The sequence below is a fragment of the Arthrobacter sp. efr-133-R2A-63 genome, assembly GCF_030209795.1.
GTDB classification, from domain to species: domain Bacteria; phylum Actinomycetota; class Actinomycetes; order Actinomycetales; family Micrococcaceae; genus Arthrobacter; species Arthrobacter bambusae_A.
On sequence record NZ_JARVRG010000001.1, the window covers coordinates 97291 to 113317 of the forward strand.

The following is a 16027-nucleotide window of genomic DNA, read 5'->3' on the forward strand; positions in this document are numbered from 1 at the left end:
ACGATGCGGGTACGTCTCGGTCCTGCTGATCGTTCGACCTTACGGGTTATGTGGATTTCTGGAGTGTGTGGGCGAGGCGGTAGGAGTCGGTTCCGGTTTCGATGATGGTGCCCGTGAAGGTGAGCCTGTCGACGATAGCGGCGCAGAGTCGCGGGTCGGTGAAGGTCTTCGTCCAGCCGGAGAAGGATTCGTTGGTGGCGATGGCCACGGATGCTTTCTCTTCGCGTTCGGTGAGGACCTGGAAGAGCAGTTCGGCGCCGCGTTTGTCGAGTTCCATGTATCCGAGTTCATCGATGCACAGTAGGTCGACCCGTCCATAGCGGGCGATGGTCTTGGCCAGGGCTTTGTCGTTTTCTGCCTCCACGAGCTCGTTAACAAGCCTGGTGGCGAGTGTGTATTTGACTCTGAATCCTTTCTCGGCCGCGGCGGTCCCGAGCCCGATGAGCAGGTGGGACTTCCCTGTTCCGGAATCGCCGATGAGGCAGAGAGGCTGGCCTTTGCGGATCCAGTCCCCGGCCGCGAGGGTGTGGATCGTGGCGGGGTTGATGTTCGGGTTCGCGTCGAAGTCGAAGTCGCCGAGCCACTTATCCCGCGGGAATCCTGCGGATTTCACCCGGCGGACGGAGGAGCGACGGTCCCGGTCGTCACACTCGGCCAGCAGCAGTTCGGCCAGGAAGCCCTGGTAGGAGAGTTGTTCCTTTCCCGCAACGGCTACGGCTTCGTCGAGGACGGCACGGATCGTCGGCAGCCGGAGGCGCCGACAGGCCTGGTCCACGGCCGCCGCGGCGGCATGTTCGGTCAGGCCCCGCCGCCGGCGTAGGGTCTGGGACACGACAACGGGAACGGTGGGGCTCATGAGACATGCTCCTTGCTCGGTGGCACTGGACGTGGGTCGGTGGTGCGTTTGAGGAGCTGGTCATAGCAGGCCACGGTCGGCAGCGGGCGTTTGTCCAGCGGGAGGCCGGCTATCACGGCTGCGGGATCCGCGAGGCGGCGCTGGGTGAGACTGACAATGCGGTGCTCGACGAGTTCTTCTTTCGCGCCGGAACCGCAATCGGGCCGGACCCACCCCGGGGTGTTCCGCTCCGCAGCCACCCGCCGGGCTTCGACTGCGACGACGTCCGCGCAGACCGCCCCGACCCGCACGGCGGCCGTGATCCCGGCAATCACGTCCGCGTCGTCCATCACCCGGTGCAACAGCAGGACGTCGATGAGTTCACGGGTGGCGGCGGTGTCGCCGTCGGTCTTGCGGGCAGCGGCCCAGAACGCGTCATGGGCCGGGGTGAACATCCCCGACTGCCGGGCCTGCGCCAGCGCGGTGGATCCGGGCAGGGCGCCGGGTTTGAACTTCAGGACCTCAAGGTAGTGGTCCAGCTGCACGCATTGCCCGCCCCGGGCGACGGTCCGTGGGTGGGTGGCGATCAGGGTCCGCCCGTCGAAGATCCTCACCTGCGTCGCTTGCAGGGACACCCGGACCTTCCGGTTGATGAACCGCACCGGCACCGAATACTTCGTCGAGCGGACGGTGATGAGCGAGGAACGGTCCACCCGCGGAGTCAGGACAAGGCCCGGATCAAAGCCCTCTGCCGGCAAAGGGGCCAGCAGTGGTTGTTCGACGGCGAAGTCCTGCCCGATAGTCCGGATCCGCTGGGAGATCCTGCGCCGGTCCTCCGCGTCATCCCAAACTCTTAGCTTGTCGTTCAGCTCCGCCAGGGTCCACACCACCGGGACAGGGGTGAGGAAGTTCCTTCGAAACCGTCCAACTTCACCTTCGATCCCTCCTTTTTCGTGGGCGCCCTTGATGCCCGGCTCGCAGTAGAAGGCATCGAACCCATAGTGTGATTTGAACAGCACCCACCGCTCGTTCTCGACGCGCTGCCGCCCGCCCCCGTAAACGACTTTCGTGACTGCCGAGGTCAGGTTGTCATAGCGGATATGCCTCCTCGGAACACCACCCAAAGCGGTAAACGCCTCGATATGGCCTTCCAGGAACGCCTCCTGCGCGCATGTAGGGTACACGCGGTGGACGGATTTGCCCGAGTTCGAGAGCCGGAACGCGAACATGTAACACCGCGTCCTGACCCCGGCCAGGTCCACCCAAACATCACCGAAATCCACCTCAGCCTCCTCCCCGGGCGCGTGCTCCTGAGGCACGAACACCTCCGCCGGGGCGTTCCCTGCCTCCACGGTGATAGCGGTCCTGCGGGCCTTCACGTACTGGCGGACGGTGGAGTATGAGATCACGGCCTGATGCTCATCGACCAGGCGATCGAAAATCCGTTGAGCGGTATGTCGTTGCTTCCGCGGGGCGTCCAGGTCAGCCAGAAGCATCGCATCAATGACGCCTTTGAGCGGACCCAGCTTCGGTGCCCCACGGACCGGGATCCTGCGCACCGGTGGTTCCGCCGCGGCCAGGGCCTGCCGAACCGTTCTTCGGGAGACCCGGTGGTCCCGGGCAAGGCAGCGGATCGATGAGCCCTTAACCCTGGCATCCCGGCGGATCCTCGCGAATAGCTCCACTCTCGACTCCATCACTGCCTTCCACCGTTGGGAAAAAACTCTGATGGGATCAACCGTGGGGCGGGCTCAACTGAAACTGCGATTTATCAACCGGCGAGCCGCAAAGTGGGCTCAACTCAGACTGCAAAACTGGTCCCCACTCAAACTGCCATAACCAACAGCCGGGCTGCCAGCTCAGCGCCTGCGATGGCGGAGCTGCCGGCGGTTGGCTCGCCTGAGGCCAGCGCAGCAGTCCAGGGCTCCGAGGTGGAAACGCGTGCCCAGTTTGCGTTAAGGAGTGCCAACAGCGTTTCGAGCACGGTTTTGGCCCCGGCAGCACCGGCGCTCTTGGCGATGTTGATGGCACCTGTCGCATCCGAGATGACCTCTGTAGCAAAGCCGAGGAACTCTGGCTTCCGCTGCTGAGGCGAGAATGCAGTTGTTGGTCATGTAGCCCACCAGTACGACAGTGTCCACTTCCTGCCTGCGGAGCCGTTCTGCCAGGTCCGTGCCTGGCAGAACGGCGCCCGGCTGTCCGCGTCGATGCTTCGGTCCTTTACATCGACCACGGGGACGTCATCACCTCGGCGGGCGCCGCGTCGGGGATTGATGCCTGCCTGCATCTGGTGCGCAGGAACCTCGGTGCCGCCGCGACGAACTCAGTCTCACGCGCCTTGGTGGTGGCGCCCCACCGCGAGGGCGGGCAAGCCCAATACATTGAACGCCCCGTCCGCCCGCAGCGGACAGGCGATCCCATCTCCGACGTCCTCGGATGGGGCGCTGAACAATCTTTCCGAACCACGCACCATCGAGCAACCGGCCCTTCATGGGCATACGAGCCAAAGGACATTCATCCGCGACTTTCCCTAGACGAATCCAGAGCAGGTACACATGAAAAGGGGGAGTCCATCAAAGGCGCAAAAAACCACCCAGGGCATTAGCGCCTGCATCACGCCTGGGGCAGCGGTTGTTTGAGCATTCAGCCTGAAGCGGTGCCGATCGCTTGATGCGCTACGCTTCGTTCCTGGGGCTCGTTACCTGACTCCTTTTTCGGAACGTGCTGGGCCCAGTCATTCATTGAAGCAAGAACCGGTCGAAGACCTGCCCCCAGTTCAGTGAGTTCGTAGACAACCCGGGGCGGGATCTCTGCGTAGGCGGTTCTAGTGACCAGGCCATAGGCCTGGAACTGACGGAGGCGGTTTGTCAGTGTGTGGGCGCTGATACCGGGGAGGTCGTTGCGAAGCTCGGTGAAGCGCGCCGGCCCCATGAGAAGCTGACGCACAATCAGTGTCGCCCACGGCCCGTCGAGCAGGGTAAGGAACCGGGCGACACCGCAGTCGGGCCAATGGTCTGCGCAATACGTCATGCTGCCATCCTAGTTTCGAGTGCATCGTGCACACTTGATGCACACCATGCACTCACCGTCGGTTCTGGAATCTCGTTAGGTCTGATACGTCCCGAGGTACTGATTGACCGGGCCGGGCAGGTCGGCCCCAGCCCGGTGCAGGGTTCAGGCGTTGACGTCGCGAAGCCACTGTTCGACAGGACGCGGATGAAGCCCGAGCAACTTTTGTGCGCTTCGGGTTTCGTCGATCAGTTCATCGGGCTGTGTATTGCGCCAGTGGTAGGAATCGACGACGGGTCCAATGCCCTCGTGACCGAACAGAGGGATCATGGCCGCGCCGAATTCGTCTGGCGTCTGGGCCCTGAAGCGCACGTCCCGATCTAGGTACTTCGCGAAGCCTTCAGCGAGGTTCTCACCCACCAGGCCCGGGAGAGCCCCGACAGTAACGACACCGGAGACGTCAGTGTCTTCGAATAACTTCACGACGACGTCGGCGATGTCCAGATGGGAGCTCCACGATGCCCGGTAGTCTGTCCGGAGGGGATACTCCAGCACACCCTGCTCCCGGGCTCCCGCCACAACCGGGGGCAGCAGCAGGTTCTCCAGGAAGAGGCGAGGGGCTACGATGGCCGAGGAGACGCCCGAGTCCTGGAGTCCTCGCATGAGAACCCCATGCGGGCTCTCCTCGTCTTCACCCAAAGGGTATCCGCTCGTGGAAAACACAACACGGGAGGGGCGCGTCCGGCTGACCGCCGCCGCGATGTTCCGGGCATGGTCGAGCTGCTGCAGCGGCGAACCTAGAGGCAAGTGGATGAACAGGCCTTCTGCGCCGGTATATGCGTCAGCGAGTGATGCGACCGACGAGTTGTCGACCATTACCGCAGCGCCGCTGGTGTAGGACGCCGTCGAGCGAACAACTGCAGTGACTGTCTTGCCGGCCCGAAGGAGAGCGTCGGCTACTGGGGCGCCCTGCGCGCCGGTAGCTCCATGAATAAGAAAGGTCATGCCCTATTACTGCATATGATGCACCAGTGATTTCAACTGCACCAATGGCGCCGCGCTGCAGTATTGGCCAGTTCTTACATCCACCCCTGCTCCCGCGGTTAACGCCGATAAATGGACGTTTCGTCGGCCTGAGCTTGGGGGAGAGGCCCCCAATGGCGCATCTTTCCTCGAGGAGTTCGGCTAACGCGGTTTGTAGACGTCGGAGCGGTGTTCGATGCGGTGGACGTACAGGATGTGTTCTTCGATGTCGAGGGTGAACAGCACCCTGTAGTCGCCGCGCCGTGCGGTGCGGAGTCCGAGGAGTTCGTTCGTGAGGGGCTTGCTCAGCCGGTGGGGATTGTCGGCCAGTGCGCCGGTGACGAATTCGACGATCGCGGTTGCCGCTTTCTGCGGCAGCCGCAGGAATCTCTTCAGTGCCGGGCTGGTGACCTCGACGTTCCACGGTGCGGGGCCGGTAGCTTCTGCGCCGGTCACCGGGGCGGCAGTCCGAATTCACGGCGGAGGTCTGCGCCGCTGACCGTGTTGCCCGCGGCGATGTCGCGCCGGGCCTGGTCGAGGTCTTCGCGGATGCCCGGCTGCGAGAGCCAGTGGATGGTCTCCTGCAGGGATTCCAGGTCGTCGGCGGACATGAGCACCGCTGACGGGTGCCCGTGCCGGGTGATCTGGATGATCTCGTGCGTCGTGTCTGCTTCCTCCACGAGGGCGGACAGCTTGTCCTTGGCTTCGCTGAGCGGTACGGTTCTCATACTGGAAATTATAGCCTGATATCAGGCCACCAACTAGCCTGACTTTTAGCCGATAATCTGCCTTATGTCAAGTAAATTGCTTGAAGCTTCAACTAAACCGCTGTTTTGATCGTACTACGCCGCGTCGACTGCTTTCTCATCAATCCGTCAGGGTGCGGATTTGCGAGTCCGTCTCACATGTAAGATTCGGGGTGATGCGGACGGTTCCTCGCAGGGTTAATTGAGCACTCCGAAATCCCAAGGAGCTCCAGTTCTAGAGTGGAGAAACCGCGGACAAATTTCGGTGTGCTGTACACACAAAGAGCTGGCAGGGGGACAGCGTGGGCTACGAGACAACCACGGCGATAACGACCGTGATGGAGGAGCTTCGTACTCTTGGATCTTTTGGTCCAAAGGCCGTCGATCTCCTCCTGAAAGTCGCCCGTGAGGAGCTCACCCGGTTTCCTTCCCTCACCTCCGACCCTGCGTCGACGCACGAGGATTACGCGTACGACTTCTTCCTTGACCGTGGCGAGGCGCTGACAACGGCGGCCCAGCTCCAAGCGGAAGACGACGATGCATTGGGGCGCATGATCCGCCGATGGTTGCGCAACTGGCTTGTTGACCTCCATGCCCGTTCAGCCGTGGGTTCGCTGCGGGATCGCTTGGAAAAGCGATTGGAACGTGATGGGAGATTCGATCGTGCGCCGGCCCAGCACTTCTGGTGTCTTACCGACGGCCCCGCACAAGCAGGGGTTGCCGATCCGGCTGCGTTGGCTGCGGTGGCGCGACGGGTGCATGTGACGTACTATCCAGAGCCTCCGGGAGGAACGCGTCGTGCGCAACTTGGGAGGTCCGGCGAGCTTGAGGCCTTGCTTGAGGAGCTCCTCCTCACAGCAGAGGGGAGCCTGCACATCGCTACTCTCGTCCACGTTGTTGCGAACCGGTTCCCGCACATCCTGGACCCTCTGACGGTCTCGACTGAAGAGGAAACGGCCGACGAAGTTCCGGCACGTGGGCCGTCTCCTCTCGAGGAGATCCTCGGGGGTGAGGAGCAACAGCATTTCGAGACGCTTTCCCAGGAAGTCTTTGATGCGCTGTCCGCCGAGGAACGCGGTCTCGTCCTTGTTCTCGATGACCCCAAGGCGGCAGCGAATATGCTTGGTCTTGGCAAGAGTTCAACAGCCTTACGAATTCGCTCCCTCAAATCGAAGCTCATTGAAATCTCTGGTGATGAGGTGACTGCTCCTGAGGTAGTACGCCGGGTACTCGCTCGCTGCCGGGGAGAGCTTAGAAGGGCCACTGAACCAGTGGCTGAGGACGCGCCAGGCTTAGTCCCGTCAGTCAAGGATGGAGGACAAAACCGATGACCAAGACCCATCCTGGAAAACGAGCCCGACTGCTGGAACTGGCAAGCCAGACCAAGACGCCAACCGCGGTACGCTTCGGGGCGATGAAGGCCTCAGATGTTGATTCGCCGGACTTCGATGTCCGGAATAACTCCCTCTGGGTGGCGCGATGGTCAGGATCCACCATCTTGCTCCTCATAATTCACGAGTCCTCCGACCCTCAGAAAGTTCTGGCCGCACCAGTGACCATCGAACCTGGATTGCAAGATCAGGAATCAGTCGTCGTCGATGCCTCAGCCAATGAGCTCGGAGTGCCGGTCACGGTATGGCTCGGAATCACGCGAGAGGTGCCAATCCAGACGCTTGAGCGCCCACTCGGCGGGCTCTCACACGAGACGCTCGAGACGGCGATACGCGCAAGCAGCTCACATCCCCTCCCCGAGGCCGAGCATGCTTTCCGGCAATTGGCGTCTACAAGTGCTGAGCAGCGGGCGGAGATGGAGGACATCTTGGACGGCTGGATCGAGGATCTCCAGCCTTTGCCTTCCGAGTCCCCTGAACAAATGACAACTCAGGGAACAATCCACGGAAAGCCTACAATCACCTTGAAGCAAGTGATGGAGGCACTCCATGTCCCTCAGCGCAAGGCGATGAACATCGTGCGGGGCAACTATCAGCTCAGCGCCGGGGAAGCCAGACAACTAGCCCTGCATATCGGATCTTCTCCGGAGGCCCTAAGTTCCATCGCCGAACCGTTGCCGAACGAATTGCTGATTGAGCTCCAACAGCCCCGCTGGAGACTCCTCGTTCGCTCAGAGGCCGAGAGCTTGAAAATCGATGAGCACACGGCCCGGCTCAGCGTTGCCCGCGAGACGTTCGCTTTGGCGGCGCGACAAAGCGGCCGTGACACGGATATGTGGAGACAGCGACTGCGGACCATTGCGCTAGGACGCCTCCACGGCGGCACGAGCGAGGGAAGGTAAACCAATGCCCAAGCTATTCGAGGGGACGGGCAAACAGGTTGAGGGCATGCTGTCAGTCCTCGAACAACGCTGGCCCGGAGCTGCGGCGCGGCTGGCGCAAGATCCCTTCTCAGAGATCGGTTCCTGGGAAGATCTGACCATCGCTCCGGTCCCCGAAGAGAGCAATGTCCCCGAGGGCTCCAAACGCGGATGCTCGGTCGCCGGGGGCTACCTCTGGCAGACCCAGCCTCCGACGCTTGTTGTCGCGGAGTCCCTCTCAGCACGTCGCCAACGCTTCACCCTGCTGCACGAACTCGGTCACCACATCCAGAGCATCGACCTCGAACTCGGGGACGCCCTTATGCAAGCCGAGGACTCCGAAGAATTTGAAGACGCCGCGTGCGATGCTTTCGCAGCCGATCTGCTCCTACCCTCGACGCTCGTCCAGCAAGTGGTACGAACCGGGCCGACCGTCGAGAGCGCGCTGGAGCTGTTCCGCCGTTCAAAGGCCTCCCGTGCCGCAATCTGCGTCCGCCTCGCCGAAGAACTCAGGAGTCCAGGCACGGTTGCCGTCTTGGACTCCGAAGGAACGGTGAGCTTCGCTGCTTCGCGGGGGCGAATTTTTCCCCCAGCCCGAGGTTCAGACCAGTCCGCAAACCCCTTGGTTGCCGCATCGCTGGCCGAATCTCGCGCAGATCGCGTTATCCAACGTGACGACAGTCGGATTCAATACTCCACCGGGCACACGTCGGACCGGCTCTACGGCCAGATCGCCTGGTGCGACGGGCTCTACATCGCGGTAATGGTCGAGTACGGCGCCCCATGGAAGCACTTCTCTCCGCCCCAGGACGGCACAGCGCTGTCCTCCTCAGAAAGCAGGTGGGAGGACTGCGAGACATGCGGAACCAATTTCTTCGTCAAGAACACATGTTCCCGCTGCGGGGAGCCCCGCTGCCCCAGAGGACACTGCGGATGCAGACGAGCCGCCGAACGTCAGTGCCAGCACTGCTTCTACCTCAAGCCGCCGTCGCAGTTCAAAGACGCCTCCAAGGTCTGCATCGAGTGCTCCTCCTGACCGCCGCACAGATCGGACGTTGTCCCGTCAGACCTAAGTGAGACAGGAAAGGGTCCCGTCTCTAGGACTTTAGGAGAATGCCCGTGAACAGTCACGAGACCCCAGCCAAACAAGAGAACGGCCGCAAGATCACGATCACAGTGGTCCACGAGGACAGCGGGCGAGAGGTCGAACTCCAAGCCGGTCCTGGCACCCCCACGCGAACGGTAATCGAACGAGCATATTCAGAACTCGGAATCGAGCGGAATCCGGCCGATCGCCTGCGGGTGGAGTCCACCGGAACGAACGTCTTCGAGCACCAGGAACAGCATCTCGGCGACTTCCTAGAGCTCGTTGGCAACGACACTGTCTGGCTTCTGGCCGGCCCCACAGGTGGTGCCTGAAGTGCCCGCCGTTCCGCTTGCCGACGCCGAGTATGCCGCTATGACCTTCGCTGCCCACCTGGACTCGTTCTGGGCAAGTGGTCGTCCAGAAAGCTGGGGATGGAGCTACACCAAGCTCGATCCCCTCCACGCATGCATTCACGCGGCAGCCGTTTCGCCGGATGGATCGGTCGATGACTACTGCATCCTGCTTGACGCTCGGAGCTATGACGAACTGCCTCCGGGCGTCTACTTCGTATCCCCGGCAGATCCGCGAGGCCCAAAGCCGCAGCCCGGGAGCCCGTGGCTGCCCTCCTACACCAATGTCCCCTTCGGATTCGCCATCCATCCATCGTTCAGCTACCCCGACGGATCGGCTGACCAATTGGTGTGCTTTTCGCAGTCCCGCGACTACTACATCTCGAATCACACTCCGTTTCCCGGCGAGAAGTGGCAACCGGGAACTCATACCCTAGCCGCAACACTGAGCCGGCTGCATGAGGTCCTCACTCCCCCCTGCTACCTGGGTCGAGCCGGTGCTTTGGATTCCTGAAGCGGTCTGGCAAGGGCTCCTCGAGAATTTCGATCGGGCCCCCGAAGGCGTCGAAAGAGTCGCATTCCTGGACGGCGTACCCGTCCCGCCCGGTCTTGGTGGCGTGGTCACCACGCTCACCGTTCCGGCCGCAGCCCTCTCTCCCGGCAACTACCGGATCGGCGCAGCAGAAATGAGTGCCGCCGGCAAGCACCTGAGGCAGCATCGCCTGCAGCGGCTCGCCCAGGTGCATACGCACGGAGGCACTTGCACGACCCACTCCCCCACCGACGACGCCATGGCATACTCACAGCACCTTGGAGCATTATCAGTGGTGCTCCCTGAGCATGCCCAAGAAGACCCAGACCCATGGGACGGGACAGTTCATGTCCGCGGAGCCGCAGGGTGGACCGAGCTGAGCCGAGACGAAGCCATCTCATTGATCCGCATAGTTCCAGTTCAAATCGACCAGAGCCAATATCCGAAGGAGGCTGCAAGATGGAAACAATCGCGAACCGGCATTCCGGCACGGCTGGAGGCGCTTTGGTCGCGCATGACCAAGGCAAGCCATTGAACGTTCATGTGGCGATTTCCGCATCGGCCGCTTCCTCAGGGGCCGGGCAGAGGGCCCTGTGGATGCTGGTCAACCTACTGGCCCGATCGGTTGGCACGGTCGCCGGGCTCACGGTCGCCTGCCCGGAGGCCAAGCTCCATCCCGGCGTTGCACCGGGGTACAGTGCCGGATCATCCCTCGTGATGGCAGTCTTCGAATCCGCGAAGGCAATCGGGGCGATACCACCAATGCCGGCCGCGCGGGCGCCGGAACAGAGCTTCGTCCTCGGCATCGGTCACGTTGACGACGCCGACATGACCTTGGTCTTCGGTGACTGGTGGGGAGGTCTTGCCCACACCACGTTCGACGCCGGGGCGGAGGTTAGCCTGCCCTTCGGTCCGTACATCGCGGCAGCCCACGCCGCTGGCCATGTCTTCCGCGCTTCCCGTGGACTCGTCGAATTCGTTCCCTTTGTCTACGACGGCTGGGAGCATGTCACGGCTAGCGAAATTCCGCCCAATCCCCCGTCTATGCCCGAGAACCTCGCAGGCGACTTCCTTCTCGCCGGAGTGGGCGCAGTCGGAACAGCCGCAATGCTCACTCTCTGGGCAACGCCAGGGCTCAACGGCACGGCCCAGATCGCCGACGCGGATACCGTCGATCTGACGAACCTCAACCGGTGCGTTCTCTTTGACGCCTCCACGGTTGGCCTGCCGAAGGCGAGCACGGCCGCCAAAGTCCTTCAGGCGGGAGGATCGGGGCTTCTAGTGTGGGACCCCCATGACGGTCTTGCCCAGGAACATCCCCGACGCCAGCAGCCTTTGCAACTCCTGTTATCAGCCGTGGACAAGAACCGTTCGCGGTTGGCGATCCAGCGGCTGATCCCAGCGATGGTGCTAGGCGCGTCAACATACAATCTGCGCGCCAGTCTCATGCGCGCGGGCCCCCCTCAAGTCAGGGCATGCCTTGTGTGCCACAATCCCTTGGAGCCGGAGATTAGCGACCCCGAATTGCGTGAACGGTATTTGGCAGCAGACCATGAAACGAAGGCGCGGCTCGCCGAATCCGTCGGAATATCGAGATCCGAGCTTGATTCCTGGGCGCGCACGGCACGCTGTGGGGAACTGGACAACCGTGCCCTCCCGATCTTGGCAGCGGAGCTGGATACCCAGCCGCATCAGTTCTCGGTCGGCTACCTAAGCGTCTTGGCCGGGGTGCTTCTTGCCGCCGAAGCTGTCAAGGAGAGAGCCTCCGTGACTGGGGGGCTGGACGACGACAAGAATCATGTCAGCATCCAAACGGTCAATCCGTGGTCATCGCGTAATAACGCGACAAGATACCTGAGGCAAGAGGACTGCATCTTCTGCGGGGCGGCCGGCTCTGCCACTCTGCAGAACATGTGGTCCGATCGATTCAGTCATCGTTAGCGACAGCCATATGGTCTGCTTAAGCGTCTCGACGATCTACACGCAGTGATGCAGGACCACCGAGACTGCCGACGCGGGGTGAATCGAGCGCGAGATGACGAGTAGTCGCTCAAGGTTCCAAAGCTGGGACGAGCGCTGCCACCAAGCTCGTCAAGGCGATAGGGTCCGGAGCTACGCTTAGTCGGTGCCCGGAAGAGGAGCCGACGATCCGTTCGGGCTCATTGAAATATGAATAGGTGGAACCATGCCGATACTAGACAAATACGACGATGACGTTGACGGAGGCTCAGACGCCGAGTATCAACCAGTCAATATTGTGCACTCTCCGTTTTCGCTCCGCTCGCTGCGCGTTGATATTTTGGACCATGATAAGAAGGTGATTGGGTTTGCAACAGGATTCATCTTTGCCCAACACGATCTGTGGCAGGAGTTGTCGACAAAAAGCCGCCTGGCCTTTGTGACTAACTACCACGTCGTTGCGGGTCAAGATACCTCTGGTAGATTCATAAATGGATGTAATTCAATGAGTAGACCTTTTTACCTGAATGTCAGGCTCCCGGCAGCGCTCGGGATGGGAGTGGGACCTGAAGCGCTGGATTGCATAGAGTTTCCTCTCCTGCAGGGAGAGCCCGGAGCCTTTCGTCGTCGATGGTACAGCAGATACAAGGGAACCAAGACTCCGGGAAGGGTCATGGGGCCGGAGCATCAGGATGCGTATCCTGACGAGGTCATGTCCGACATTGCCCTACTTCCTATCCTCGATGAAACGGCGAGAATACATCAGCTCGCGCAGAGAGCTTACGTATGGAACCCTCAGAGCATTCGCGACTCTCAAGGGCAATTGATGGTGAGACCAACTGACCGAGTCTATGTGCTTGGCTATCCCGCATCTACTACGGATTACAGCCCTACGATGCCGATATGGACCGCGGGATCAGTTGCAAACGAGGTTAATTCAGGTCGAGAAGAGCGCTTCCTGATAGATAGCCGAACCCGTAAAGGGCAATCTGGATCACCGGTTATTTCATACCGCCGTGAGACTTATGTTGATGGCAATGGCGGACTTGATGGAACATTGCCTGAGGAAGGAAGGCTCCTTGGGGTCTATAGCGGAAGAACCGATGACGAATCGGATATCGGCTCGGTGTGGTGGGGTTCAGAAATTGAACATATTCACAAGAGAATTGACTACTGACTAGGGTGGGGCGCGACAACAGAGCATTGCATGACCGGCCTAAAAGCCCTTTGTAGCCCTAGGCTTACAATTAAGGTCCTTATCGTGGCCGGCTCGACTGACCGCACTCAACGGCTCGTGTAGACCCGTTGCGGCTGATTCTCTCGTTGGTTCGACAGAATGCTCTCTGCGCCGCGTGCTCGTCGTTCCACCGGCAGCCCGCAGGTGTAGTAATCAGGCTTCGACCGCGTCGACGGGGTCGTGTTCGAGCGCGGCGGTGATTGCAGCTGGCGAGGGCAGGGTTGCCTTTTCCTCTGCCGGGAGCGCTTCGTACGTGTACGACGTGACTGTCAGGGGCTGTGCGGATCCGTCGAGCGCGTACCGCACGGTGCGTTCGTTCCGAGACCCGCAGACAAGGATGCCAACAGTGGGCGCCTGCCGAGGAAGGCGCAGCATGTCGTTGACCGCTGCGACGTAGAAGTTCAGCTGCCCTAGGTGTTCAGGCTTGAACTTTCCTGCCTTAAGTTCGACTACAACGTAACGGTCTGAAGGTACGTGATAGAGCAGGAGATCGATGAAGAAGTCGTCTCCATCAACGTCTAGGTGATACTGCCGGCCGACGAAAGCGAAGCCGGGGCCGAACTCGGCCAGGGTCTGAGCCATCCGCAGGGTCATGGCTTCTTCAATGTCGTGTTCTTGGGCTTCCTCGGTAAGGCCCAAGAAGTCCAATACGAGGGGATCCTTGGCGACAGCCCGTGCCAGGTCGGTTCCTTCGCCCGGGAGGCGCGCTTCCAAGTTGTTCGGTGCTGCCCCGGTGCGGGTGTGGAGACCGGTGAGGATCTGGTGTTCAAGAGCGGCGACCGACCAGCCGTTCTGTACCGCTCTGGAGGCGTACCAGCGGCGCAGTTCATGGTCCCTGAGCTTGTTCAAGAGCGTGACGTTATGGCTCCAGCTCAATTGTCCAGACGGTGTCTGGACAATTGGTTCCGGACCGCTCCACGCGGCCGCGAACGCGCGCATGTTGTAGACATTCGTCCGGGAAAATCCCCTCATGTGCGGAAACTCCGCGCGCAAGTCACGTGCAAGCCTGTCCAGAACCTTACTGCCCCAGGATTCGTTTGCTTGCCGTTCCAGGATCGTCCGTCCGATATTCCAATACAACTCGATCATCGCGCTGTTGACCACCCGCTGGGCCCTGAGTTGAGCCTCCCGCACCAGATCCTTTAGAGTCGTGAGTGCGACTGCATAATCTTCGGGTAGATCCAGCTCGATTTGAGTCATGTATCCACCCTAACGGCCACCACTGACGCTCAAGAGGCAATTGTCCAGACAGTGTCTGGACAATTGCCTTCCGGTCGCGGGACGGTGCGGCTCCCGAGACTCTCTTGGCGGGTGGACGGCAGAGCAACTCCGTTTAAAGGCCGATCGCGGGACCGACAAATGTGCCACAGCTTGTGGCGCAATTGAGAGTGGATTCTCAATTGCCAGTAGGTTGACCCCAATACCACCCATCCCGAGGCCGGCGGCGCCAGGCTCAACAGCGCAGGCCTTGCAGCATCTTCATGCATCCTCATCGGCAGATCCACTACCGTCTAGGCGTCCTGAATCACATCCCAACGGCTGATTTGGAGATTACATCAGCCTAAAAAGGCTGATGTTCGTGCTCGGAAGTGGCTACGGTTGTTCTCCTTCAGTGTTGGTTTGGGTTGTCTATCTGGCCGGGGGTGAGATTTTCGGTGGTCATGGTGGGTCAGCCACGGCGGGTGCCGTGGCGGTGCTACAGGGTGCGGGCGACTTGCTTTTCGATCTTCCGGATCCGGGCATGCAGTGGAGGGTGCGAGGCCAGGTACAGGGCACGCAGGCCGCGGGGGCGGTGGTCGTCGAAGCCGAGGTACTGCCAGTCCCGGAAGACGTCGACCAACGCGGGACCATAGCCCAGCTGGACAGCGGTCCGGTCGGCCCGGTACTCGGCTTGACGGTTCATCACCGGGGCCAGAATCCAGGCCAGGGCCAGGAGCACGACGGCGGGCCAGGCCGGCTCCCACGCCCAGGAGATGCCGCGTCCGAGGCTGATCAACACGAACAGATACACGCTGCCGATGAAGAGGTACCCGACGAGGGCAACCAGCATGTTGAGGTAGGAAATGAACCGCAGAATGGCCAGTGCGATGCGCAGCACCAGCCGGGCCAGGCGCCGGATCCAGTACAGGGGCCGGCTGAACCACCAGGCCAACAGGCTTGGGTAGGTGTGCCCGTTCAGGTGGTGACCGAGCTCATGGGCGAGGACCGCGCCCAGATGATCCCCGCTGTATCGCAACGCGCCCCGGGTGACCGAGACGATGCTTCCGCCCGCGGCGCTGGCGTTCAGATCGTCCGTGTCCTGGATCCAAAGCCGGAACTTTGCCCTGTCACCGATTCCGGCCCGCCTCGGGACCTCATGCCAGGAGTACTCCATGTGGCGCAGCTCGGCGAGGACCGGCGACCTGAACAAGAAGAAGGACTGGGCGAGAAAGGACTGCAGGAACGGCGCGAACCACACGAACCCGAGGAGGAACCACAGCGCAGCGGCCCCGAACGGCGCCCACTGCGTCCACGCCGGCGTGTTGGGGACATATCCCAGGACCAGGGAGATCACCAGGACGACGATTCCCAGACCCGCCAGCAGGGAGGGCACCATGGCCACCAGCTGCACCAGTACCGTCCAGTCGACGCCGCGGCGCCGGCGCTTCGCCGCCGCCGATGTTTCGGAGCTGTTCTTCATGTTCATCCGGGCCCCCAATAAGCCGCTTGGTTTCGTAATCCCGTCGTGACCGGCACCCTAGTACCCGGTACCGACATTGCTTCTTCCGTGGTCAGCCACCGAGGTGGTGTTCATGATGGATTCCTTTACTCTTCCTGTCCGAGGGTGTTGAGGAATCCGTCGAATCCGTTGTCGGTGGAGGGTGTCTGCTGGGGGCGGGGGTCTTTGTGGCCGTTGATGCAGTTCACCATCCCCCATTGCCTTTTGGTGATCCGGTCG

At 61.4% G+C, this 16027-nt stretch carries 17 protein-coding genes; 8 read left to right on the forward strand and 9 right to left on the reverse strand.

Annotated elements, in window-relative coordinates; translation table 11 throughout:
* Nucleotides 1-46 precede the first annotated feature (46 nt).
* The 7 genes from istB to QRN45_RS00450 all read right to left on the reverse strand — a co-directional run bounded on the left by istB (nucleotide 47) and on the right by QRN45_RS00450 (nucleotide 5595).
* Nucleotides 47-856 carry an IS21-like element helper ATPase IstB gene (istB, locus tag QRN45_RS00420; protein ID WP_284762101.1) on the reverse strand — a complete coding sequence of 270 codons (810 nt, stop codon included), beginning with the start codon at nucleotides 854-856 and terminating at the stop codon, nucleotides 47-49.
* Complete coding sequence (gene istA / locus QRN45_RS00425; RefSeq protein ID WP_284762102.1) at nucleotides 853-2532, reverse strand: IS21 family transposase; 1680 nt, start codon at nucleotides 2530-2532, stop codon at nucleotides 853-855. The genes istB and istA overlap by 4 nt, the downstream gene beginning before the upstream one ends.
* A 258-nt stretch (nucleotides 2533-2790) precedes the next feature.
* Nucleotides 2791-2976: a hypothetical protein gene (locus QRN45_RS00430; RefSeq protein WP_284762103.1), complete on the reverse strand. Its 186-nt coding sequence runs from the start codon at nucleotides 2974-2976 to the stop codon at nucleotides 2791-2793.
* Between the two features lie 502 nt (nucleotides 2977-3478).
* The gene (locus QRN45_RS00435; protein WP_284762104.1) at nucleotides 3479-3865 is read right to left on the reverse strand and encodes a winged helix-turn-helix transcriptional regulator; all 387 of its coding nucleotides are present in this window, start codon (nucleotides 3863-3865) and stop codon (nucleotides 3479-3481) included.
* Nucleotides 3866-4009: 144 nt separating this feature from the next.
* Complete coding sequence (locus tag QRN45_RS00440) at nucleotides 4010-4849, reverse strand: SDR family oxidoreductase (protein ID WP_284762105.1); 840 nt, start codon at nucleotides 4847-4849, stop codon at nucleotides 4010-4012.
* Between the two features lie 180 nt (nucleotides 4850-5029).
* Nucleotides 5030-5323: a type II toxin-antitoxin system RelE family toxin gene (locus QRN45_RS00445; RefSeq protein ID WP_284762106.1), complete on the reverse strand. Its 294-nt coding sequence runs from the start codon at nucleotides 5321-5323 to the stop codon at nucleotides 5030-5032.
* Nucleotides 5320-5595, reverse strand: a complete 276-nt coding sequence (locus QRN45_RS00450) for a type II toxin-antitoxin system Phd/YefM family antitoxin (RefSeq protein WP_284762108.1) — start codon at nucleotides 5593-5595, stop codon at nucleotides 5320-5322. Before QRN45_RS00450 ends, QRN45_RS00445 begins: the two co-directional genes overlap by 4 nt.
* A 320-nt stretch (nucleotides 5596-5915) precedes the next feature.
* Here QRN45_RS00450 and QRN45_RS00455 point away from each other — a divergent pair, with 320 nt between their 5' ends.
* The 8 genes from QRN45_RS00455 (at nucleotide 5916) to QRN45_RS00490 (ending at nucleotide 13029) form a co-directional block, all read left to right on the forward strand.
* Entirely contained in the window at nucleotides 5916-6944 is a 1029-nt protein-coding gene (locus QRN45_RS00455) for a hypothetical protein (protein WP_284762110.1), read from the forward strand.
* The gene (locus QRN45_RS00460) at nucleotides 6941-7906 is read left to right on the forward strand and encodes a hypothetical protein (RefSeq protein WP_284762111.1); all 966 of its coding nucleotides are present in this window, start codon (nucleotides 6941-6943) and stop codon (nucleotides 7904-7906) included. Before QRN45_RS00455 ends, QRN45_RS00460 begins: the two co-directional genes overlap by 4 nt.
* A gap of 4 nt (nucleotides 7907-7910) precedes the next feature.
* Nucleotides 7911-8960 carry an ImmA/IrrE family metallo-endopeptidase gene (locus QRN45_RS00465; RefSeq protein WP_284762112.1) on the forward strand — a complete coding sequence of 350 codons (1050 nt, stop codon included), beginning with the start codon at nucleotides 7911-7913 and terminating at the stop codon, nucleotides 8958-8960.
* 83 nt (nucleotides 8961-9043) lie between these two features.
* On the forward strand, nucleotides 9044-9343 hold the full coding sequence (locus QRN45_RS00470; RefSeq protein ID WP_284762113.1) for a hypothetical protein: 300 nt from the start codon (nucleotides 9044-9046) through the stop codon (nucleotides 9341-9343).
* 1 nt (nucleotide 9344) lies between these two features.
* Nucleotides 9345-9875, forward strand: coding sequence for a hypothetical protein (locus QRN45_RS00475; protein WP_284762115.1), 531 nt, complete (start codon nucleotides 9345-9347; stop codon nucleotides 9873-9875).
* The gene (locus QRN45_RS00480) at nucleotides 9859-10428 is read left to right on the forward strand and encodes a hypothetical protein (RefSeq protein WP_284762116.1); all 570 of its coding nucleotides are present in this window, start codon (nucleotides 9859-9861) and stop codon (nucleotides 10426-10428) included. Before QRN45_RS00475 ends, QRN45_RS00480 begins: the two co-directional genes overlap by 17 nt.
* Complete coding sequence (locus tag QRN45_RS00485; protein WP_284762117.1) at nucleotides 10353-11834, forward strand: ThiF family adenylyltransferase; 1482 nt, start codon at nucleotides 10353-10355, stop codon at nucleotides 11832-11834. The genes QRN45_RS00480 and QRN45_RS00485 overlap by 76 nt, the downstream gene beginning before the upstream one ends.
* A gap of 244 nt (nucleotides 11835-12078) precedes the next feature.
* Nucleotides 12079-13029 (forward strand): trypsin-like peptidase domain-containing protein, encoded by a 951-nt coding sequence (locus tag QRN45_RS00490; RefSeq protein WP_284762118.1) that lies wholly within the window; start codon nucleotides 12079-12081, stop codon nucleotides 13027-13029.
* Nucleotides 13030-13242: 213 nt separating this feature from the next.
* Here QRN45_RS00490 and QRN45_RS00495 read toward each other — a convergent pair whose 3' ends face one another.
* Nucleotides 13243-14289: a PDDEXK nuclease domain-containing protein gene (locus QRN45_RS00495; RefSeq protein WP_284762119.1), complete on the reverse strand. Its 1047-nt coding sequence runs from the start codon at nucleotides 14287-14289 to the stop codon at nucleotides 13243-13245.
* A gap of 496 nt (nucleotides 14290-14785) precedes the next feature.
* Complete coding sequence (locus QRN45_RS00500; protein ID WP_284762121.1) at nucleotides 14786-15769, reverse strand: M48 family metalloprotease; 984 nt, start codon at nucleotides 15767-15769, stop codon at nucleotides 14786-14788.
* Nucleotides 15770-16027 lie beyond the last annotated feature (258 nt).